The sequence below is a fragment of the Lysobacter soli genome, assembly GCF_003382285.1.
Classification (GTDB): domain Bacteria; phylum Pseudomonadota; class Gammaproteobacteria; order Xanthomonadales; family Xanthomonadaceae; genus Lysobacter_J; species Lysobacter_J soli.
The window spans coordinates 635,669-657,248 of sequence record NZ_QTJR01000001.1; the positions used below are offsets into that span (position 1 = coordinate 635,669).

18 protein-coding genes and 1 pseudogene are annotated in these 21,580 nt (G+C 67.6%); 7 read left to right on the forward strand and 12 right to left on the reverse strand.

The window, feature by feature from the left end; all coding sequences use genetic code 11:
* Window positions 1–14 precede the first annotated feature (14 nt).
* A complete protein-coding gene (locus tag DX912_RS02690; protein ID WP_115840884.1) occupies window positions 15–1,142 on the reverse strand; it encodes an alpha/beta fold hydrolase in 1,128 nt (375 codons plus the stop codon).
* Window positions 1,143–1,375: 233 nt separating this feature from the next.
* On the opposite strand from DX912_RS02690, the gene DX912_RS02695 reads away from it, so the two are divergent.
* Both DX912_RS02695 and DX912_RS02700 read left to right on the forward strand, forming a co-directional pair.
* Window positions 1,376–3,550: a M13 family metallopeptidase gene (locus DX912_RS02695; protein ID WP_115840885.1), complete on the forward strand. Its 2,175-nt coding sequence runs from the start codon at window positions 1,376–1,378 to the stop codon at window positions 3,548–3,550.
* 172 nt (window positions 3,551–3,722) lie between these two features.
* A complete protein-coding gene (locus DX912_RS02700; protein WP_115840886.1) occupies window positions 3,723–5,726 on the forward strand; it encodes a M13 family metallopeptidase in 2,004 nt (667 codons plus the stop codon).
* An 82-nt stretch (window positions 5,727–5,808) separates the two neighbouring features.
* Here the strand turns inward: DX912_RS02700 and DX912_RS02705 are convergent, their stop codons facing one another.
* Both DX912_RS02705 and DX912_RS02710 read right to left on the reverse strand, forming a co-directional pair.
* A complete protein-coding gene (locus tag DX912_RS02705) occupies window positions 5,809–6,462 on the reverse strand; it encodes a rhomboid family intramembrane serine protease (protein ID WP_115840887.1) in 654 nt (217 codons plus the stop codon).
* 199 nt (window positions 6,463–6,661) lie between these two features.
* Window positions 6,662–6,994: pseudogene (locus DX912_RS02710) on the reverse strand (MGMT family protein); the annotation flags it as partial.
* A gap of 41 nt (window positions 6,995–7,035) precedes the next feature.
* On the opposite strand from DX912_RS02710, the gene DX912_RS02715 reads away from it, so the two are divergent.
* Window positions 7,036–7,446, forward strand: coding sequence for a hypothetical protein (locus DX912_RS02715; RefSeq protein WP_115840889.1), 411 nt, complete (start codon window positions 7,036–7,038; stop codon window positions 7,444–7,446).
* 66 nt (window positions 7,447–7,512) lie between these two features.
* Here DX912_RS02715 and DX912_RS02720 read toward each other — a convergent pair whose 3' ends face one another.
* Together DX912_RS02720 and DX912_RS02725 are read right to left on the reverse strand one after the other, a co-directional pair.
* A complete protein-coding gene (locus tag DX912_RS02720; RefSeq protein WP_115840890.1) occupies window positions 7,513–8,640 on the reverse strand; it encodes an inorganic phosphate transporter in 1,128 nt (375 codons plus the stop codon).
* A 12-nt stretch (window positions 8,641–8,652) separates the two neighbouring features.
* Window positions 8,653–9,279 (reverse strand): DUF47 domain-containing protein, encoded by a 627-nt coding sequence (locus DX912_RS02725; protein ID WP_115840891.1) that lies wholly within the window; start codon window positions 9,277–9,279, stop codon window positions 8,653–8,655.
* A 272-nt stretch (window positions 9,280–9,551) separates the two neighbouring features.
* Here DX912_RS02725 and DX912_RS02730 point away from each other — a divergent pair, with 272 nt between their 5' ends.
* The 4 genes from DX912_RS02730 (at window position 9,552) to DX912_RS02745 (ending at window position 14,231) form a co-directional block, all read left to right on the forward strand.
* Entirely contained in the window at window positions 9,552–10,889 is a 1,338-nt protein-coding gene (locus DX912_RS02730) for a hemolysin family protein (RefSeq protein ID WP_115840892.1), read from the forward strand.
* Window positions 10,873–11,514 (forward strand): exopolysaccharide biosynthesis protein, encoded by a 642-nt coding sequence (locus DX912_RS02735; RefSeq protein ID WP_115840893.1) that lies wholly within the window; start codon window positions 10,873–10,875, stop codon window positions 11,512–11,514. The genes DX912_RS02730 and DX912_RS02735 overlap by 17 nt, the downstream gene beginning before the upstream one ends.
* Window positions 11,515–11,639: 125 nt before the next feature.
* Window positions 11,640–13,748 carry a methyl-accepting chemotaxis protein gene (locus DX912_RS02740; RefSeq protein ID WP_115840894.1) on the forward strand — a complete coding sequence of 703 codons (2,109 nt, stop codon included), beginning with the start codon at window positions 11,640–11,642 and terminating at the stop codon, window positions 13,746–13,748.
* 84 nt (window positions 13,749–13,832) lie between these two features.
* The gene (locus tag DX912_RS02745) at window positions 13,833–14,231 is read left to right on the forward strand and encodes a hypothetical protein (RefSeq protein ID WP_115840895.1); all 399 of its coding nucleotides are present in this window, start codon (window positions 13,833–13,835) and stop codon (window positions 14,229–14,231) included.
* A gap of 90 nt (window positions 14,232–14,321) precedes the next feature.
* Here DX912_RS02745 and DX912_RS02750 read toward each other — a convergent pair whose 3' ends face one another.
* From DX912_RS02750 to miaA, 7 genes are all read right to left on the reverse strand, one after another.
* Window positions 14,322–15,614 carry an adenylosuccinate synthase gene (locus DX912_RS02750; RefSeq protein ID WP_115840896.1) on the reverse strand — a complete coding sequence of 431 codons (1,293 nt, stop codon included), beginning with the start codon at window positions 15,612–15,614 and terminating at the stop codon, window positions 14,322–14,324.
* A gap of 263 nt (window positions 15,615–15,877) precedes the next feature.
* Entirely contained in the window at window positions 15,878–16,069 is a 192-nt protein-coding gene (locus DX912_RS02755) for a DUF2065 domain-containing protein (RefSeq protein WP_115840897.1), read from the reverse strand.
* Between the two features lie 10 nt (window positions 16,070–16,079).
* The gene (hflC, locus tag DX912_RS02760) at window positions 16,080–16,943 is read right to left on the reverse strand and encodes a protease modulator HflC (protein ID WP_115840898.1); all 864 of its coding nucleotides are present in this window, start codon (window positions 16,941–16,943) and stop codon (window positions 16,080–16,082) included.
* A complete protein-coding gene (gene hflK, locus DX912_RS02765; RefSeq protein ID WP_115840899.1) occupies window positions 16,940–18,055 on the reverse strand; it encodes an FtsH protease activity modulator HflK in 1,116 nt (371 codons plus the stop codon). The genes hflC and hflK overlap by 4 nt, the downstream gene beginning before the upstream one ends.
* A 113-nt stretch (window positions 18,056–18,168) precedes the next feature.
* The gene (gene hflX, locus DX912_RS02770) at window positions 18,169–19,485 is read right to left on the reverse strand and encodes a ribosome rescue GTPase HflX (RefSeq protein ID WP_115840900.1); all 1,317 of its coding nucleotides are present in this window, start codon (window positions 19,483–19,485) and stop codon (window positions 18,169–18,171) included.
* A 139-nt stretch (window positions 19,486–19,624) separates the two neighbouring features.
* Window positions 19,625–19,900 (reverse strand): RNA chaperone Hfq, encoded by a 276-nt coding sequence (gene hfq / locus DX912_RS02775; RefSeq protein WP_115840901.1) that lies wholly within the window; start codon window positions 19,898–19,900, stop codon window positions 19,625–19,627.
* A gap of 137 nt (window positions 19,901–20,037) precedes the next feature.
* On the reverse strand, window positions 20,038–21,012 hold the full coding sequence (gene miaA / locus DX912_RS02780) for a tRNA (adenosine(37)-N6)-dimethylallyltransferase MiaA (protein ID WP_115840902.1): 975 nt from the start codon (window positions 21,010–21,012) through the stop codon (window positions 20,038–20,040).
* Window positions 21,013–21,580: the final 568 nt, after the last annotated feature.

The window sequence follows — 21,580 nt, forward strand, 5'->3', positions numbered from 1 at the left end:
GACGCGATGCGGCGTTACTTCTTCGTGACGCCGGGCGTGTCGTCGGCGAGCGGCCGCACGTACTGCACGAGGCTCACCAGCAGCTTGCCCGGCTCTTCCCACGGCACCATGTGCGAGGCGTGCTCGAACCACACGCCCTGCTTGTACGGCGCCTTCACCTGCTTCAGCCACGCATCGGTCGGCTCCGACGGCGTCGTGTAGTCGTGGCGCCCCATGAACATCAGCACCGGGATCGGAAATTCGCGCACACCGGACATGTCGACCGCGAGGAACTCCGGCAGGATGCGGCCGAGCGTGAACACGTTGCCGGCATCGACGGCGCAACGCTCGGCGTCGGTGTATTCGGGCGACAGCAGCGGCGCGCGATAGAAGTACGTCGATTCGTCGCGGTACGCCGTGAGGCCGCCGTAGTACTGCGCCCACTTGCGCGCGGCGATGATGCGTTCGCGCGTGATCGGCGTGTTGCCGGGATACGGCGCGATGGCTTCCATCTCCCGCACCGCCTCCGCGTTGCCCTTCGCCTTCGCCGTCGCCATCGCGTAGTCGAAGCTGATGCGCTCATTCTCGCGCACGTTGATGACTTGGCCGACGCCGATGTAGGCATGGAACAGGTCCGGCCGCTTCAGCGCCGCCTGCATCGCGATGATCGTGCCCCAGCTGTGCCCCATCAGGATCAGCTTGCGCTTGCCGTAACGCGCGCGCACGTCCTCGGCCATGGCGACGACGTCGTCGACGAAGTTCGGGATGTGGATGGTGTCCGCGACCTCCGCTTCGTCATTGGCGACGAAGGTCTTGCCGGCGCCGCGCTGATCGTACGTCACCATCGTGAAGTACTCCTCCAGCGGGCGCTGGAACTGCCACAGCGTCGGCGTCAACGGCGAGGCCGGGCCGCCGTGCACGAACAAGACGATCGGGTTGTCGCGATCCTGCCCGCGGACGTTCACCCACTGGTCGATGCCGTTGATGCGGGCCTTGTAGGACTCCTGCACGCCGTTGGGCGTTTCGATGCGGCCCAGGTCCGCAATGATCTTTCGCGCCGGCTCGTAGGCCGCGGTGTCCTTGCAGGCCTGTGCGTTTGCGGCGAAGGCGCTGGCGACCAGCGCGAACGCGGCAAAAACGCGGGCGAATACGACTTTCTTCATGAATGTCCCCTTTCCGGATCGGCGGAGCTTAGGAATCGCTGCCGCCCTGGCACAAGGGATACGTTCAGCGCGCGAGCGGTTGCGATAACAGGCCTTCCCTCTCGGCAGGCCGGCCATCCGCGGCCGGCGACGCCGGCTTTGCCGATCCGGGCGTGCGACGCCTCGAGCCGCCTGTTCCCGGCCGCCCCGTCAACGTGACCTTCGACACCCTCGGCTTGGGACAATCGGGTCTAATGTCGCCCAACGCCCCGTCCCGGGGCCTGTCCCAACTCCCTTATGCCTGCCGGCCGGAGCCCTTCGTGAGCCTCAACAAACCCCAAGTCCTCGTCCTGTCCCTCGCCGTCGCCGCCGCGCTGACCGCGTGCGGGAAGAAGGACGAAGCTGCTACCCCGGCCGCCGACGCCGCCAAGCCGGCCGACGCGCCCGTCGCCTACACGCTCGACGAGAGCAAGCTGCCGGGCGTGAACCGCTTCACCGTCGCGGACCTGGATACCTCCAAGAACGCGTGCGAAGACTTCGGCGGTTACGTCAACGGCAAGTGGCTCGCCGCCAATGCCATCCCGGGCGACCGCACCTCGTGGGGCGCGTTCGAAATGCTGGACGAGCGCTCCACCGCCGTGCAGCGCCAGCTGGCCGAGCAGGCCGGCGCCGACAAGAACGCCAAGGGCGTCGAGAAGATCGTCGGCGACTTCTGGGCCACCGGCATGGACGCGGCGAAGATCAACGAACAGGGCATTAAGCCGATCCAGGGCAAGCTCGACGCGATCGCCGCGCTCGACACCCCGGAGAAGATCGCCGACTACATCCGCACCAGCGCCGCCAAGGGTGAGAACTACCTGTTCGGCTTCGGCGCCGAAGCGGACTTCAAGGACTCCAAGAACAACATCGCCTACGCCTCGCAGGGCGGCCTGGGCCTGCCGGACAAGGAGTACTACACCAAGCCGGAAAACAAGGAAAAGCTCGACGCCTACCAGGCGCACATCGCCAAGGTGCTCGAACTGTCCGGCGTGCCGGCCGCCGACGCCGCCAAGCAGGCGCAGGACGTCATCGCGTTTGAAACCCGCCTGGCGAAGGTGTCCAAGTCGAGCGAGGAACTTTCGCGCGACGTCTCGCTGTACTACAACCCGGTGAGCCTGGCCGACGCCGACAAGCTGGCGCCGAACTTCCCGTGGACGAAGTTCTTCGATTCGCAGGGCGTCGCGCAGCCCAAGATGTTCTCGCTGTCGGTGCCGGCGTTCCATGCCGAGGTCAGCAAGATGCTGGCCGACGTGCCGGCGCAGCAGTGGCAGAGCTACCTGCGCTTCCACACCGTCGACAGCGCCTCGCCGTTCCTGTCGGACAACTTCGTGCAGGAAAACTTCAACTTCTACAACAAGACCCTACGCGGCCAGGCCGAGCTGAAGGAACGCGGCAAGCGCGTGCTCGACACGATCGAGAACGAAGCCGGCGAAGCGATGGGCCAGATGTACGTGAAGGTGGCCTTCCCGGCCGAGTCGAAGGCGCGCATGGAGGAGCTGGTGAAGAACCTCTCCGCCTCGCTAAAGACGCGCATCGAAGGCCTGGCCTGGATGTCCGACGAAACGAAGAAGAAGGCCGAGGAGAAGTGGGCCGCCTTCACGCCGAAGATCGGCTACCCGGACAAGTGGCGCGACTGGACCGGTCTTGAGACCAGCCGCGACAGCTACATCGGCAACGTGCTGGCTGCCAACGAGTTCAACTACAAGTGGAACCTGGGCAAGATCGGCAAGCCGGTCGACCGCACCGAATGGGGCATGCCGCCGCAGATGGTGAACGCCTACTACAACCCGCTGCAGAACGAGATCGTCTTCCCGGCCGCCATCCTGCAGCCGCCGTTCTTCGATCCCAACGCCGACGACGCCACCAACTACGGCGGCATCGGTGCGGTGATCGGCCACGAGATGACGCACGGCTACGACGACCAGGGCAGCCGCTTCGGTGCTTCGGGCAATTTCGAGAACTGGTGGACCGACGCCGACGCGAAGGGCTTCACCGGCCGCACCGACAAGCTGGTGCAGCAGTTCAACGGTTACGAAGCCGCCAAGGGCGCGCACGTCAACGGCAAGCTGACGCTGGGCGAGAACATCGCCGACCTCGGCGGCCTGGCCACGGCCTACGACGCGATGAAGAAGGCGACCGAAGGCAAGGAAGACCCGAAGACTGACGGCCTGACGCGCGACCAGCGCTTCTTCCTCAACTGGGGCACCGTGTGGCGCCGCAACTTCAAGCCGGAAGAACTGCAGGTCCGCCTGAAGACCGACCCGCACGCGCCGGCCAACTTCCGCGCGATCGGTGCGCCGTCGAACCTGCCGGCATTCGCCGCCGCGTTCGAGTGCAAGCCGGGCCAGCCGATGGTGCGCGAAGGCGACAAGCAGGTCGTCATCTGGTAATCGTGCAAGCCACACCGTAAGACACGGCCGCACTCGTCGTCGGCCGCGCGAAGGCCCGGGTTTCCCCGGGCCTTCTTTTTTGCGTCGAAGGCGCCCTGCGCGTGAGGACGGACGCTCACATCGCCGTTGCTAGACTCCGGCCACCCTGCCCTCCCCCAGGTACGGAGCCGCCATGAACGTTCGTCCGCTCGCCTGCGCGCTGATCGCCTGCCTCATCGCCATGCCCCACGCCGACGCGCAGAAGAAGCGCGCGGCCAAGCCGAAGGCCCCGGCCGCGCCCACCGCCTGCAGCGACTTCTACGCCAGCGCCAATGCCGACTGGCTGCGCAGCAACACGACGCCGCCCGCGTCTGGCTCTACCTCCGCGCTGGAGCAGCTGGCCGCACGTTCGCGCCAGCAGCAGCTGGAGCTGCTGGATGCCGCGTCGAAGTCGCCGCAGAACAACGTGCAGAAGCTGCTCGGCGACTTCTGGGCCAGCGGCCTGGACGAAGCAGCCGTCGAGCGCGATGGCGCGCAGCCGATCGCACCGCTGATCGCGCGCATCGATGCCATCAAGAATGCAAAGGACATCCCGCCCTCGATCGCCGCACTGCACCAGGTCGGCATCCCGGTGGTGTTCAACTTCGGCGCCGACGTCGACCTGCAGGATCTCGAACGCCACATCGGCTATTTCGCGCAGGGCGGCCTCGGCCTGCCCGACCCGGCCTACTACACGCGCAACGACGCCGACACGCAGGCGCTGATGGGCCGTTACCGCAACTACATCGAGAAGATCCTCGCGCTGACCGGTACGCCGGAAGCGCAGATCAAGACCGATGCGCAGGCGGTGCTCGACCTGGAGACGCGCATCGCGACCGCGTCGAAGTCGCTGATCGACCTGCGCGATCCGCGCGCGAACTTCGCGCCGGTCGATACGAAAACGCTCGCCAAGCAGTACAAGCGCCTGCAGCTGGGCGATTTCCTCAAGGCGCAGGGCGTCACCGACGATCGCGTATCGATGGCGAACCCGCAGTTGTTCACGCAGCTCGACACGCTGGTCGGCAGCCTGAAGCCGGCGCAGTGGAAGGCCTACCTGCGCTGGCGCGTGGGCGATGCGATGGCGCCGTACCTGGCCAAGTCGTTCCGCGATGCGGAGTTCGAGTTCCGCGGCCGCGTGCTGCGCGGACTCGCCGCGCCCCAGTCACGTCCGCAGCAGGTGCTGGATGCGATCACGCTCGCGGCCGGCCCGATGGTCGGCCACGAATACGCGGCGCGTTACTACTCGCCCGCCACGGACAAACGCGCCGAGGACATCGCAAAACAGGTGCGCGAGGCGCTCGGACAGGCGCTCGATCGCGACACGCGTTTCAGCGCGGCGGCGAAGGCCGAGGCGAAGACGAAGCTCGACAGGCTGAAGATCGAGGTCGGCACGCCCAATCGCGATCTCGATTACACCGTGCAGCCGATGGGCCGCGGCAGCTTCGGCAGCAACATGCTGATCGCCTCCACGTGGCGGCATCGCGAGGAAATGAAGCGCATCGGTCGCGGCAACGCCGATCGCCGCTGGGACGTGCTGCCGCAGGATCCTTCGCTCGCCTACGACATCACGCAGAACCGCCTGATCGTCACCGCCGCGATGCTGCAGCCGCCGGTGTTCGACACAACGAAGGACGCGGCGTGGCTGTACGGTTCGTACGGCGCGCTGGTCGGCCACGAACTGAGCCACGGCTTCGACAACCGCGGCCGCTACGTCGATTCGAAACAGGAACTGCGCGACTGGTGGACGCCGACCGAAACCAGCGCGTGGGATGGATTGAGCAAGCGCATCGCCGCGCAGTACTCGGGCTTCGACTATCCCGAACTGAAAGGCGTGAAGGTCAACGGCGCGCAGACCGCGGACGAGAACATCGCCGACCTGGCGGGCGTCGAGCTGGCGTGGTCGGCGTTCGGCAGTGCCGAACCGTCGGCCGCGAAGCCGGCGCAGCAGTCGTTCTACAAGGGCTGGGCGTCGCTGTGGCCGCAGCGGATGACCGAGGAAATCGCACGCCAGCGCGCCGCCACCAGCGTGCACGCACCGGGCCAGTGGCGCACGAACGGCCCGCTGCGCAACCAGCCGTCGTTCGGCGAGGCGAATGCGTGCAAGCCGGGCAACGCGATGCAACTGGCGGCGGATCAACAGGTTCGGCTGTTCCCGTAACGCAAAAAGGCATTCCAGCGTTCGCTGGAATGCCTTCGGACCTGAGGCCTGGATCCGGCTTTTGCAGGGGTGACGGCCCCTGCTATCTCACCACCCGCATCTTCGGCGGCCCCTTGCGTCCGAACGGCGGCTGCCCGCGCCAGTAGCGGATCAGCAGCCAGCCGAACAGCATGCCGCCCAGGTGCGCGAAATGCGCCACGCCCGGCATCGTGTTGGTGATGCCCAGCAGCAGCTCGATCGCGCCGTAGACGATCACCAGCGTGCGCGCCTTCATCGGGATCGGCGGAATCAGCAGCATCACGCGCTGGTTCGGGAACAGCATGCCGTACGCGAGCAGCAGGCCGAAGATGCCCCCGGAGGCGCCCACCGTCGGATACGCCGGCTCGCCCTGCGACACCGTCCACATGCCCACCGCCAGCTGGCACAGCGCCGCGCCGACGATGCAGACCATGTAGTACGTGAGATAGCGACGATCGCCCCACACGTGTTCCAGCGGCGCACCGAACATCGCCAGCGCGAGCATGTTGAACAACAGGTGGGCGAAACCGCCATGCATGAAGCCGTAGGTGACGACCTGCCACGGCATGAAACCGACGCCGTACAGATCGGCATCGCTGTGCGGCGGCCAGAGCATGAACTGCGCCAGTGCGACGTCGCCGATGATCAGCTGCAGCACGAACACCAGTCCGTTCGCGATCAGCAGGGCCTTGGTGACGGGGGGAAGGTTGGAAAACATCGCGGCTCCTTCGAGTGCGCTACATGGTAGCCGTCGCGAAGGCCGGTTGCGTTCGCGCGCGATACACGGTCGGGCGAGGCGGCCGTCAGCCGCGCGTGGCGCGTCGGGTCGTGGCCGGCGTGGGCGCCTTCCGAGCGGCCCGGGTCGGCTTCGTCGCGGCGCTGCTGCGTTTGCGCGCGGCGGGAGGCGACATCGGCATGCCCCACATCTGCTCGTCCAGCGTCGCGGCGGCGCGCTGGCCCTTCACCTTGCCCGATTCCACGCACACGCCTTCTGCGCGCAGGCGCTGGCTCTGTTCGCGGAATCCCTTCGAACCTTCGGGGAACGCGATGCGGCCATCCGAACGCAGGACGCGATGCCACGGCAGCGCCGGATCCTCGTTCTGGCCGAGCAGGCGTGCCACGAGCCGTGCGCGACCGGGCAGGCCCGCGCGGCGGGCCACTTCGCCGTAGCCTGCGACCTCGCCCGCCGGGATCGCGCGGATCGCGGCAAGAATCCGTCCATGTGCGTCGTCGGCAGCGGGCTTGCCCATCGCGGTAGCATACCGGTCTCCCCCGGCAGGAGCCGCTCTCCGTGCGCAACTTCGATTCGATCCGCAGCCACCTCCAGGCCGCGAAATTCCGCCTGACCGACCACGACGTCGACGTGCTGTGCATCGAACTGTCGCTCGAACACGGCACCCGCCACCAGGCGATCTTCCTGTCCGAGCTGGACGACGACGACGGACGTCCGTACCTGCGCGTGAGCACGGCCGTCGCGCCGATCACCGGCCTGGACGCCAAGCGCGCGCTCATCTTCAACTGGGAAAGCCGCGTGGGTTACCTCGCCATCGGCGACCTCGACGGCGTCCCGCACCTGCAACTGTGCGAGAACCGCCCCTACGACGGCCTGGACCCGGCGGAAATCGACCGCCTCGTGCTAGAGATCGGTGGCCTGGGCGATCGCATGGAACGCATGCTGTCGGCAGGCGGCGATCTGTTCTGAGGTCGTCCGCAAGCACCTGAAGAAAAGGCCCGCATCGCGGGCCTTTTTCATGTTCGTGACAAGGCCTCAAGCCCAGCCGAAGAACCGGAACAGCTCGAAGAACGCGTAGGCGATACCGCCGGCGGCCGGGATCGTGAGGATCCACGCCCAGATCATCTTCTCAACCACCGTCCACTTGATCGCGTTGAAGCGCTTGGCCGTGCCCACGCCCATGATCGCCGAGGAGATGTTGTGCGTGGTCGAGACCGGGATACCGAGCGAGGACGCCGCCATGATCACCGCCGCCGCGCTGGTTTCGGCCGCGAAGCCGTTGATCGGATGCAGCTTCACCAGCTTGTGGCCGAGCGTCTTGATGATGCGCCAGCCGCCAGCGGCAGTACCGGCGGCCATCACCACGGCGCAGGTGAGCTTGATCCACAGGTCGATATCGTTGTTTTCAAGCGCCGCCTGCGACGGATGCAGGAACGCCAGCCACGACGGCAGGTTGTCCAGCGTGCCGGCCGACTGCGCGCCGACCAGCGCCAGCGCGATGATGCCCATCGTCTTCTGCGCGTCGTTCATGCCGTGCGCGAAGCCCATGCCGGCCGCCGACACCAGCTGCGCCTTGCCGAAGAACGCGTTGACCCAGCGCGGGCGCGCCATGCGCGCCAGCACGCCACCGCTGCTGGCCATGAAGGAGATGATCGCGAACAGCACGCCCATCACCACGAAGCCGGCAGCGAAGCCCAGCAGCGGCGACGAAAACATCGGCACGACCACCTTCCACAGCACGCCGGCGCTCTTGTACCAGGGGTCCGCGGGATGCGACCAGATCACCGAATGGAAGTTGTTGCTGGCCGCGGCGACGGCCGCGCCGCACAGGCCGCCGATGAGCGCGTGCGAGGACGAGGACGGCAGGCCCTTCCACCACGTGATCAGGTTCCACACGATCGCGCCCAGCAGCGCGCACAGGATCAGCTGCGAGGTGACTTCCACCACGCCGGTGTCCAGCAGGCCCGACGCGATCGTCTTGGCCACCGCCGTGCCCCACAGCGCGCCGAGCAGGTTGGTGCTCGCGGCCAGCATCACGGCCTGTATCGGCGACAGCACCTTCGTCGCCACGACGGTGGCGATGGAGTTGGCGGTGTCATGGAAGCCGTTGATGTATTCGAAGGCGAGCGCCGCGAATACCACGACCAGGACCAGGGTCAGCATCGGACCGACCCCTTACGAGTTCTTCAACACGATTTCGTAGGCGACCACGCCGGCCTCGCGGCAACGGTCGATGGCCTTCTCCAGGATCTCGAAGAACTCCTTGAGCAGGAACATCTGCAGGTTGTCCAGGCGACCGGAGTAGATGTCGCGGTAGAGCTCCAGCATCAGGCGGTCGGCTTCGTTCTCGATGGAGCGCAGCTGGTCGTTGAGCGCCTTCATCGGTTCGAGCTTCAGGTTGCGCAGCTCGTGCACCATCTTCACCACCACGGCCGACGCCTGCTCGAGCATCGCCGCGCGCGGGGCGAAGTCGATGTGCTCCAGGTGGCGCGTGGCAAGCGAGTAGCGGTCGGCGAACTTCTCGACCTGCTTGGGGATCTTGTACAGCGCCGAGGCCAGGGCTTCGATGTCCTCGCGCTCGATCGGCGTGATGAAGCTGTTGACCAGCTCGAAGCTGATCTTGTCCGAGGCTTCGCGTTCGCGCTGGCGGGCCAGCTTGAAGGCGTCCAGCGCCGGCTGGCGATCGGCGGCCTTGAGCATCGCGTGGAGCGCCTTGGTGCTGTCGTGGGCGGCGACGGCGGCCTCTTCCAGCAGCGTATAGAACTGGTTGCCTTGGCCGAAGATCGTTTGCAGGGAGAACATGCGGAGGGGGCCTCGTGGTGCCGGAATGGCCGGCTCGGTGGGTCTGCGGGGCGAATTATGACGGTTTGGGGACACCGGCGCGCGCCTGGTGCCATCCATACGGGTTGATTTCGGCCGTCCTGCTACCATCCAGAACGCTCATCCCCCTTTTCACCCTGCCATTACGCAATGGACGACGACCCAGAACGGCCGCCCGCCCCCGCCTGCGCGCGCCTGCGCCACCCTCACGGCGCCTGCACCCCAGCCTGCCAACATCCTGACGGACGGACCGCATGCTGGAACTGCTGATCGTCATTGCCCTGATCGTCCTCAACGCCTTCTTCGCGATGTCGGAGATGGCGCTGATGACTTCGCGCAAGATCAAACTCAAGCAGATGGCCGAAACCAGCCGCGGCGCGCAGGTCGCGTACGAGCTGGCCGAGCATCCCGACAACCTGCTCTCCACCGTGCAGGTCGGCATCACCGGCATCGGCGTCCTCACCGGTACCTTCGGCGGCGAATCCATCGGCCTGGCCATCGCGGGCTGGCTGCAGGGCATGTGGCCCGATGCGGCCCAGTACGCGCGCGCCATCGGCATTGGCACCGCGGTCACGCTGATCACTGCCGCGTCCGTCATCTTCGGCGAACTGATTCCCAAGCGACTGGCGCTCACGGCATCGGAGCGCATCGCGTGCGCGGTGGCGATCCCGCTGTACTGGCTGTCGCGCGTCGCACGACCGATCGTCGCCGGCCTTGGCGCGATCAACCGCTTCTTCCTGCGCCTGCTTGGCGTGAAGGACGACGCACGTAGCGCCATCAGCGAAGAGGAAATCCGGCTGCTGGTGACCGAAGGCCACGAGCAGGGCGTAATCGACGCCGACGAACGCAAGATGATGAACCGCGTGCTCGGCCTGGGAGATCGCACCGCCGAAAGCCTGATGACGCCGCGCACGCGCATCACCTGGCTCGACGCGGCTGCCGATTTCGCCGAGAACCTCGCGACCATGCGCGAGACGCCGTTCTCGCGCTATCCGGTGTATCGCGAGAACGACAGCGAGGTGCTCGGCATCCTCGAGGTGAAGTCGCTGCTCGACCGCCTCGACGAAAAGGCGCCGGACCTGTTCAAGGAACTGCGCGAGCCGCTGTTCGTGTCCGAGTCCACGCATGCGATGAAGCTGCTGGAAATCTTCCGCGAGGAGCAGCAGTCGCTCGCGCTCGTCGTCGACGAATACGGCGACGTCACCGGCATGGTCACCGTCGCCGACCTGATGGACGCCATCGTCGGCCGCGTGCACGCGATCGGCGGCGCCATGGGAGAGGCCGAGGACGACAGCCACGCACCGGTGGTGGAACGCGCCGACGGCTCGTTCCTGATCGACGGTTCGCTGCCGGTGGAAGACCTGCGCGAACTCATCGGCAGCGGCCGCCTGCCCGACGAGGACGAACACGATTTCCATACCGCCGCCGGCATGGTGATCGCGCATTTCGGCCGCATTCCCTACGTGGGCGAATATTTCGACTGGGCGCAGTGGCGCATCGAGGTCGTGGACCTGGACGGTCCGCGCATCGACAAGCTGCTGCTGTCCAGGCGTCCCGAACCGGAGCCGGTGACGGATGACGCCTCCGGCTGACCAGGACCGCCACGAATACCGCGAAGCCGGCACGCGCGCACTGCTGGATGTCTTCGCGGCGGGGAATCCTGACGAACAGCTGCGCATGGGCGACGTGCTGCACGGCCTGGGCGACCGGTCCTTCGGCATGCTGCTGTTCGTCTCGACGATCCCGGCGTTCATCCCCATCCCGGGCGTCGGCGGCGCGATCAGCGGACCGCTGGTGATCCTCATCGGACTGCAGTTGCTGATAGGCCTGCGCCAGCCGTGGCTGCCGAAGTTCCTCGCACGGCGCGGTCCGCATCGCCATGCCATGGCGCGTTTCCGCGACCTCCTCGCGCCTTGGCTCACGCGCCTGGAGAAAGTCGTGAAGCCGCGCCTGCCGGTGCTGCTCGACCACCGCGTCGCCGACTTCTTCACCGGCGTGCTGCTGGTGTTGCTCGGGCTGCTGCTCTCGCTGCCGATTCCGTTCACGAACTACCTGTTCGGCGCGTTGCTGCTGCTGTTCGCTTTCGCGCTGCTCGAACGCGATGGCTGGCTGATGGCGGTGGCATGGGCTGCGGGCATCATCGCCATCGCGGTGTTCGGCGTGCTGTCCGGAAGCCTTGCCACGGCGGCTGCGGGCTGGATCGACATGCTCTTCTGAGCGCAAAACACGCGCGAGAACTGAACGCGGAATGCGCTTGGGCCGCTAAAGAGCGGCGCCTGCGAGCCGATACCGGCTTGCGCGGGGAAGGGAGGTCCTGCATCCCTCAGGCCTCGAGAATTCCCATGACCTCCCCTCGTACGACCAGTCTGCAAACCAAACTGCTGGGCGCGCTCGCGCTCGGCCTCACCGTCATCCTGTTCTGCGCGCTCGGCGGCCTCGCCTCGGCTTGGCTGAACCTTTCAACTGAAGTCCCGCTTCAGGTCCAGCAGGCCACCGACGCCGAGCGTGTGGGCCGCGAATTCCGCGCACAAGTGCAGGAATGGAAGAACGTTCTGATCCGTGGCAGCGATCCGGCGTTGCGTGAAAAGCACCTCGCCGCATTCAAGGACAACGGCACGCAGGTGCAGGACCTCACGCGGCGACTCGCCGACGGCCTGGCCGATGCCGATGCGGCGAAGATCGCACGCGATTTCGCCGCGCAGCACGCAACGCTGCAGTCGCATTACCTCACCGCGCTCGCGACCTTCGCCGATTCGGGATACGACACGCGCGCCGGCGACGCCGCCGTGCGCGGCATGGACCGCGAACCCACGCAGACGCTCGAGTCGCTGATCGACCGCACCAAGGTGCTGGCCGATGCGGCCGTGCAGAAGAACTCGCAGGATTCGCGCCGCAGCCTCGTGATCGCCGCCACCCTCACCGTTGTCGCCGCGCTCGCGCTGATAACGCTGCTCGGCTGGTGGGTGCGACGCGCGATCGTGCGCCCGATCGTGGACGTCGCACGCGCCGCGCAGTCGGTCTCGCGCGGCGAACTCGACGCCCGTCTCACCGTGACTACACGCGACGAAATCGGCACCCTCGCCCGCGCCATGCTAGACATGACCGCGACGCTGACCGCCGTTTCCGCGGCACAGGCCGACATGTCCTCCCGCCACGACGCAGGCGAGATGAATTTCCGCATGGACGCCGCGCGCTTCCCGGGCGCCTTCGGTCGCATGGTCGAGGACACCAATGCGCTGGTCGCCGCGCAGGTGGCGCTGATCGAGCGCATGCTCGGCGTGATGCAGCGCTACGCCGTGGGCGATCTGTCGGTCGACATGCCCGAACTTCCCGGCGAGAAGGCGTCGATCACGCAGGCGATGGCCGACTCCAAGCGGAACCTCGCCGCGATCAACGCCGAGATCCGCCGCCTCGTGGCGTGCGCGGCCGCGGGCGACTTCGCCACGCGCGGCGACGAAGCCGCGTTCCAGCACGACTTCCGCGACATGGTCGGCGGTCTCAACCGCCTCATGTCCGGCACGAACGACAACCTGCAACAGGTCTCGGCGCTGCTCCGCGCCATCGCCGACGGCGACCTCACCGCCCGCATGACGGGCGAGCATCGCGGCGTGTTCGCCACCATGCGCGACGACGCGAACGCGACAGTCGCGCAGCTGGTGGACATCGTCGGCGGCATCGCCGAGGCGACGCGCGCCATCAACGGCGCCGCCGCCGAGATTTCCGCGGGCAACAACGACCTCGCGCAACGCACCGAGCAGCAGGCCGCAAGCCTCGAGGAAACCGCGGCCTCGATGGAGGAACTGACCACAACGGTCCGGCAGAACGCGCAGACCGCCCGCGAAGCCAGCCAGCAGGCGGCCGATGCGGCCGACGTGGCGCGCGATGGCGGGCGCGTGGTCGGCGACGTCGTCGCGACGATGGAAGGCATCGAGAAGTCGTCGCGCCGCATCGCCGAAATCATCGGCGTGATCGACGGCATCGCGTTCCAGACGAACATCCTCGCGCTCAACGCGGCGGTGGAAGCGGCGCGCGCCGGCGAACAGGGCCGCGGCTTCGCCGTGGTGGCGGGCGAAGTGCGCGCACTCGCGCAGCGCTCGGCGAGCGCGGCGAAGGAGATCAAGGGCCTGATCGACGACTCGGTGTCGCAGGTCGCGAGCGGCTCGCAGCTGGTCTCGCAGGCCGGCGGCACGATGCAGCGCATCGTCGACTCGGTGCAGCGCGTGACCGGCCTGATGTCGGAAATTGCCGCCGCATCGCAGGAGCAGGCCACCGGCATCGAGCAGGTCAGCCGCACCGTCGTGCACATGGACGAGGCGACGCAGCAGAACGCGGCGCTGGTGGAGGAAGCTTCCGCCACGGCGAAGTCGATGGTCGACCAGGCGGCGCAGCTCGGCAACGCGGTGTCGGTCTTCCGCACGCACGGCGCCAGTGCGTTCGCCGCGGCGGCGTGACGTGCCGAAGCGACCGCTTCGGCACGTTCGCGCGACGGGAGCGCGAGGCATCATGATCGCCTCCTTTCCGCACGACGTTCCTGCATGAACACGCCTGCCTCCAACCCGGATTTCGCCGTCGGCCAGCTCTGGCGCTGCACCGGCCGCTCGCTCATCGAGACGCCGACGCTGCTGATCAACCGCATCGACGAACATCCGCTCGGCGGCCAGATCTTCCATGCGACCGTCTATGGCGTGCGCGTTCGCAATCCGCGGCTGCCGGGCGGGATCATGGACAAGCTGATGCACGTGCCGGTCACGCGCACCGTGCTCGAACAGAGCGCCACGACGCTGGAAGGCACGCGGCCGATCGACCCGATCTACCAGCAGGGTTACCGGGAGTGGAAGCAGGCCTTCGATGCGGGCCGCGCCGGCTCGTTCGGCGTGCCGCTGGCGACGATCCTGGAAATCATCGAGCGCGGCATGAACGGCGAAGGCCGCTGATTCGACGTCCTGGCCCTACCGCGCCGGAGCACGGAAACAAAAAAAGGCCCCGCCATGCGGGGCCTTTTCGTTACGCGCGGGAACCCTGGATCAGGCGAACGGATCCTGCAGCACCATCGTGGCGTCGCGGTCGGGCCCGGTGCTGACGATGGCGATCGGGCAGCCGGCCAGTTCCTCCAGCGCGCGCAGGTAGGCGCGTGCGGCCGGCGGCAGCTTGTCCCACTCGGTGATGCCGTGGGTGTTCTCTTCCCAGCCGGGGAACTCCAGGTACACCGGCGTGCACTCTTCCCAGCCCGCCGCATCCAGCGGCGCGTACTCGGTGCGCTTGCCGCGGTATTCGTAGGCGATGCAGATCTTCAGCTTCTCCATGCCGTCGAGCACGTCGAGCTTGGTGATGCACAGGCCGGTGATGCCGTTGACGGCCACTGCGCGACGCAGCGCGACGATGTCCATCCAGCCGCAGCGGCGCGGGCGACCGGTGGTCGCGCCGTACTCCGCACCGCGATCGCGCAGGCCCTGGCCCACGTCGTCGTCCAGTTCGGTCGGGAACGGACCGCCGCCGACGCGCGTGGCGTAGGCCTTGGCGATGCCGAGCACGTAGTCGATCGCGTCCGCGCCCACGCCGGTACCGGCATACGCGCCGCCGACGGTGGTGTTGGACGACGTGACGTACGGGTACGTGCCGTGGTCGATATCGAGCAGCGAACCCTGCGCGCCTTCGAACAGCACCTTGCGGCCCTGCTTGCGCAGGTCGTGGAGGATGCCGGCCACGTCGGACTTCATCGGCTCGACGTATTCGCCGAACGCGAGCGCTTCGTCCAGCGTCTGCTGGAAGTCCACCGCTTCCACGCCCAGGTACTTGGTGAGGACGAAGTTGTGGTAGTCCATTGTGGTGCGCAGCTTCTCGGCGAGCTGCTGCGGGTAGTGCAGGTCCGCCACGCGGATGCCGCGACGCGCGACCTTGTCCTCGTACGCCGGGCCGATGCCGCGGCCGGTGGTGCCGATGGCCTTGCCGCCGGCGGCCTTCTCGCGGGCCTGATCCAGCGCGATGTGGTACGGCATGATCAGCGGCGTCGCCGGGCTGATCTTCAGGCGCGAACGCACGTCCACGCCGTTGGCTTCCAGTTCGGCGATTTCCTTCTTCAGCGCCGCCGGCGACAGCACGACGCCGTTGCCGATCAGGCACAGCGCGCCTTCGCGCAGGATGCCGGACGGAATCAGGTGAAGGACGGTCTTCTTGCCGCCGATGACCAGCGTGTGGCCGGCATTGTGGCCGCCCTGGAAACGCACCACCGCCCCGATGTCCTGCGTGAGCAGATCGACGATCTTGCCCTTGCCTTCATCGCCCCACTGGGCACCGAGAACGACGACTGACTGACCCATTTCGAAGCTCCTGACTCCATTGCATTGGATGGCCGCGCGGCCGGGCCGCCTGGGGGCATGCGCGTTGCGCGCCCCGCAAACAGCAAGAAAGCCGGCGGGGCGCTGGGCCCCGTCCGGCTTTTGTGCATTATCCGGGTTTTGGGTGGGCGGGACCACCCCGCCACGATGATCGGTCGCCGATTCGCGCGCCGATCGGCCTTCACATGGGCGAACTGACCGATTCGATCAGGTCAGCCACCGGACGGTGGTCGTCGCGAGCCGCCTCAGGCGGCGCGCACGAGCCACAGCGACAGCAGGCCGAGCCCCACCACGACCGCCCCGACGACCCGCAGGTGCCGGTCCGGCAAGGCGTGGAGCTGCTCGGCGGCCCGCTTCCAGCCGCGTGGCGCGACGAACAGGAACAGTCCCTCCAGCACCGCGACCAGGCACAGGGCCGAAATCAGTTCCAGCGCCATGCTCGATCGTTCAACGGTCCGAACGCAGGTACTGCAGGAACGGGTCGTCCTTGCTCAGCACGATCACGCCGTCGCCATTGGCGAACGACTTGCGGTACGCATCCAGACTGCGCTGGAAGGCGAAGAATGCCGGATCGCGGTTCGCCGCCTGCGCGTACAGGCGCGTAGCTTCGGCATCGCCCTCGCCTCGCAGCTTCTGCGCATCGCGCTCGGCCTCGGCAACGATCACCTGCTTGTCGCGATCGGCCTTCGCGCGGATCGCCTGTGCTTGCTCCAGGCCTTCGGCGCGCAGCTGGCTCGCGACCTGCAGGCGCTGGCTGCGCATCTGGTTGTAGACCGAGCCGACGACATTGCTGTCCTGCGGAAGGTCGATGCGCTTGATGCGGATGTCGACGATCTTCACGCCCAGCGTTTCGGCGCCCTGATTGATCGCCTCCAGCTGGCGGCCGATGACCGCCGTGCGATCGCCCGACACCACTTGCTGCAGCGTGCGCGAGTTGATCTCGTTGCGCAGCGAATCGCGGATGATCGGCGCCAGTCGCGCGACCGCAGTCGTCTCGTCGCCGCCGGTTGCCCGATAGAACGCGCGCATGTCGTTGATGCGACCCAGCGCGAAGAAGTCGACGCTGACGTTCTGCTTGTCGAAGGTCAGGTAGCGCTCGGGTTCGGCGTCGAGCACCTGCAGGCGGCGATCGAACACGCGCGCCGATTCCACCAGCGGCCACTTGAAATGCAGGCCGGGGCCGATGTCGGTGCGTACCACGCGGCCGAGGTTCAGCACGATGGCGCTGTGGCCTTCGCTGACCACGAATACCGAACCTAGCAGCGCGAACAGCGCCGCGACGACCAGGGCGATCCAGAGGGAGAACTTCATCGGGTCACCTCCTCGCGTCCGGAGGGCCGGGGCGAGCGTGTCGGGCGGGCCGAATCGGACGATTCGGTGGTGGTCGGCGGCGCCAGCAGGTCCGGCGTCAGCAGCGGCGAATTCGGCGTGGGCGTCGGCGCGCGGCGCTCGCCCATCGGCACGTAGATCACGTTGCGACCGTCGCCACCGACGATGGTGCGGTTGTCGGACAGCACGTCCTGCACCGTGTCCAGCCACAGGCGCTTGCGCGTGACTTCCGGCGCGTTCTTGTACTCCTCGACCATCTGCGAGAAACGCGACGCGTCACCTTCGGCGCGCGCGATCGAGGCGGTCTTGTAGCCTTCCGCCGCGGCGCGCACCTGGGCGGCCTGGCCGCGTGCTTCGGGCACGACCTGCTTGGCGTAGGCCTGCGCCTGGTTGATCTGCGTGGTCTTGTCCGACGCGGCGCGCTGCACTTCGTCGAACGCGTCCTTCACCTCATCCGGCGGACGGGCGTTGGGCAGGTTGAGCTCGGTGACGAAGAGGCCGGTGCGATAGGTCTGCAGCGAAGCCTGCAACTGCTGGCGCACCGTCGTGGTGAGTTCGGAGCGCGCGTTGAGCACGGTATCCAGGTCCGAACGGCCGACCTGCTCGCGCACCGCGCTCTGCGCGGCTTCCTTCAGCACGCGGTCGGCGTCGCGCGAACCGAACAGGTACATCTGCGGATCGCCGATGCGGTACTGCACGTTGATCTCGACGTTCACCATGTTCGCGTCGCGCGTGAACACCGGGACGGTGTCGCTGTAGGCGTTGCTCTGCGTGGCGTTGACCTTGGTCACGCGCTCGATCGGCCACGGCGCCTTGAAGTGCGGGCCGGGATCGAGCACGCGGGCGAACTGGCCGAAGCGCAGCACGACGCCGCGTTCCTGCTCGGTCACCAGGACGAAGCAGTTGAACACCAGCCACAGGGCGAACACGATGCCGACCCAGCGCAGGATGCTCCCGCCGCCACCGGCACCACCGCCGAACAGCCCGCGCAGTGGATCGATCAGGGCGTCCAGGCCGCGGCCGCCGGGCCGGCGGCGGGGATTTCGTCCGTTAGGACCGCCGGAATTGTCACTGCCAGGGGTGTTCCAGGCCATGCCTGCTCCAATCAGGGGATGTCCGCCCGCATTCAGCGGCGCGCACGTGCGTCGATTCTAGGTGGGGGTGCGATGTGCCTCAAGCAATGCGCCTGGCCACGCCGCGAACGCGCTCAGGCCGCATCCTCGTCGTCCTGCTCGGGCAAAAGATGGCGCAGCGCCTCGCCATGGGCCTGCGCGAACAGGCGCTGCGCGTCGGCCAGCGGCAGGTCCACGCGGATCCGCCAGCCGTGCTCGTCGTGGTCCTCGCCACGCACCGCGCCTAGGTCGTGCAGGCGCGCGCGCAGCTTGGCGGCTTGCGGCGGCAGGCGGACTTCGCCGACGACATGGCGCAGTTCCAGCGCTTCGGCCAGCGCCTGGCGCAGCAGGTCCAGACCGAGCCCGTCTCGCGCGGACAGCCAGACGCGCACGCGCCCTTCCGCCGGACGGTCGATGCGGGGCGCGACGGTCTCGCCGTCGGCGCCGAGCCGGTCGATCTTGTTGAACACCAGCACCTGCGGCAGGTCGCCCGCGCCGATGTCCTTGAGGACTTCATCGACTTGGGCAATGCGCTCGTCGCGCAGCGGATCGGCGGCGTCGACCACGTGCAGCAGCAGGTCGGCCTCGCGGGCCTCCGACAGCGTCGAACGGAACGCGGCGACCAGTTCGTGCGGCAGGTCGCGGACGAAGCCGACCGTGTCGGCCAGGACCACGCCGCCGCCGGAGAGCTCGATGCGGCGCACCGTCGGATCCAGCGTCGCGAAAAGCTGGTCCGCGGCGTACGCCTCGGCGCCGGTCATCGAATTGAACAGCGTGGACTTGCCCGCGTTCGTGTAGCCGACCAGCGCCACGCGCGGCAGCTCGCTGCGCACGCGGGCGCGGCGCATCTGCGTGCGCTGGACTTCGACCTTCTCCAGGCGCCGCTGCAACTGCTCCAGTCGCTTCTGCAGCAGGCGGCGGTCGGTTTCCAGCTGCGTTTCGCCGGGACCGCGCAGGCCGATGGAACCGCCGCGCTGGCGTTCAAGGTGGGTCCAGCCGCGCACCAGTCGCGTGGCCATGTGCTTGAGCTGCGCGAGCTCGACCTGGAGCTTGCCGTCGTGGCTGTGCGCACGCTGGGCGAAGATGTCGAGGATGAGGCCGGTGCGATCGACCACGCGGCGCTGCAGCGCGCGTTCGAGGTTGCGCTCCTGGCCGGGCGATAGCGGATGGTTGACGAGGATGAGGTCGGCGCCGGTGGCTTCCGCGGCGGCCTTCACTTCTTCGAGCTTGCCGCTGCCGATTAGCATGGCGGCATTGGGACGGTCGATGCGCGCGGTGAGCACCGCGGCGACCGTGGCGCCCGCGGAGCGGGCGAGATCGGCGAATTCCTCCAGCAATCCCTCGTCCGGCGGACCGCCGGCATGGGGTTGGATCAGGAGGGCGTGCTCGCCTTTGCGGGATCGTTCGAACAAACCGGGGCTCAACCTGTACGGGGGCAGGAAGAGAAGATGGGCACCGACCCGCGGCCGCACAAGGGCCGCAGGTCATCACGCCGCCGATCGGACCGTTGCCGGTCGGCGCGCGGGGCCCATCGGGCCGTCGATGCGGCGCTTATTCGGTTTCTTCGCTTTCCTCGCCGCCGGATTCGGACGACTGGACGTAACCGCCGCCCGGTCCCACGCGCACGTTGCGCGCCGGCACTACGGTGGAAATCGCGTGCTTGTAGACCATCTGGCTGACGGTATTGCGCAGCAGCACGACGAACTGGTCGAAGGACTCGATCGTGCCCTGCAGCTTGATGCCGTTGACCAGATAGACCGAAACCGGCACTCGTTCGCGTCGAAGCGCGTTCAGGAAAGGATCCTGCAAAGACTGTCCCTTGGACATGCGTTGTTCCCCAACTCGTTCTAGTTATCAGTGGTGTTGCAGCCGCACGGCCGACGAGCCGCGATCGCCGGCCCGTCCCCACGAGCGGCGACGGCCCGATGGTAGCGCAAACCTGCGCGAGTGCACGCGCACCCGATTCAACCCTTGGCCGGTCCGCCAACGCCGTCGAGAAACGCCGCCCGGACGGCCTCAAGCTGGTCGCGCTGGCGCTGCGGATCGAACCACAGGGCATCGAGTTCGCCGCGGAGCCAGGTGAGCTGGCGCTTGGCCAGCTGGCGGGTCGCGTACACGCCGCGATCACGGAATTCCGATCCCGTGGTCGCGCCGTCGAGGTGCTCCCAGGCCTGCCGGTAGCCGACGGCACGCAACGCCGGCAGATCGAGCGGTGCCGGATGGTCGCGCAGTTCCCGGAGCTCGCGCAGCGTGCGCACTTCGTCGAGGAAGCCGGCTTCGAGCATCAGGTCGAAGCGCCGGCCAATGCGCTCATGGAGCACCGCCCGATCCGCCGGCGCGAGCACCAGCTTGAGCACGCGCACCGGCAACCGCGGTGGCCGATGCTCGCGACGCCAGTCGCTGATCGTCCGGCCGGAAAGGCGGAAGACTTCCAGTGCTCGCTGGATGCGCTGGGCGTCGGTGGCGTGGATGCGGGCGGCGGCTTCCGGGTCGATCGCCGCCAGATCGGCATGCATCGCGGCCCAACCGCGCCGCTGCGCTTCGGCGTCCAGTTGCGCGCGCATGTCGGCGTCGGCTTCCGGCATCGGCGAGAGCCCGTGCAGCAGTGCGTGGAAATACAGGCCGGTGCCGCCGGCGAGGATCGGCAACCGCCCACGGGCCACGATGTCCTCGACCGCTCGCCGCGCATCCACGGCGAACTCCGCCGCCGAGTACGGCTGCCACGGCTCGCGCAGGTCGATCAGGTGGTGCGGCACGCGCGCCAGTTCGTCCGGCGCCGGCTTGGCCGATCCGATATCGAGCCGCCGGTACACCAGCGCCGAATCGACGCTGACGATCTCGCCGCCGAAGCGTTCGGCCCAGTCCAGCGCGAGCGCGGTCTTGCCCGAAGCGGTCGGGCCCATGAGGGCAATCACGAGCGGGCGCGGATCGGCGGGCATGTCGAAGGCGGCGGGTCGGGGGCGTAGCCTCGCACAGCCCGGTCGCGCGGAAAACGCCGGCCGCCCCGGCTTTCCACACAAGGTGTGGAGAACCACTGGGGCAAGGCTGTTGATAAGACATCGCAGCCCAGGCGCCGCAAGGCCTTCCGGGTGGTTGGCGAAATTTTGGCCAGCGCGCGTGCGCTATCCACATCGCCTGTGGACAAGCCTGCGGACAGCGATGTGGGCAGTGGCCGCATACGTCGCAACCACGGGCCTCACCGCAAGCCTGGCCAAAAAATCACCACATATTCTGCTTGACGGATGCGGCGGTTTCGGCATCGCGGACATGCATGACGACGACGCGCTGCGACGCGACGAACGCGGCTATCCACACCGCCTGTGGACAAGCCTGCGGACAGCGATGTGGATTCCATGCTGCACGCCTTGCGCTGCAAGCGTCGCAAGGAGTTTGGACAGAAACTGGCCACAAAAAACGTTTGACTTGCGGCGTCGATTACGCATTGCGTTCGTGCGCTTCTGGCCGTGATCAGCGCGGCTATCCACACAGCTTGTGGACAAGCCTGCG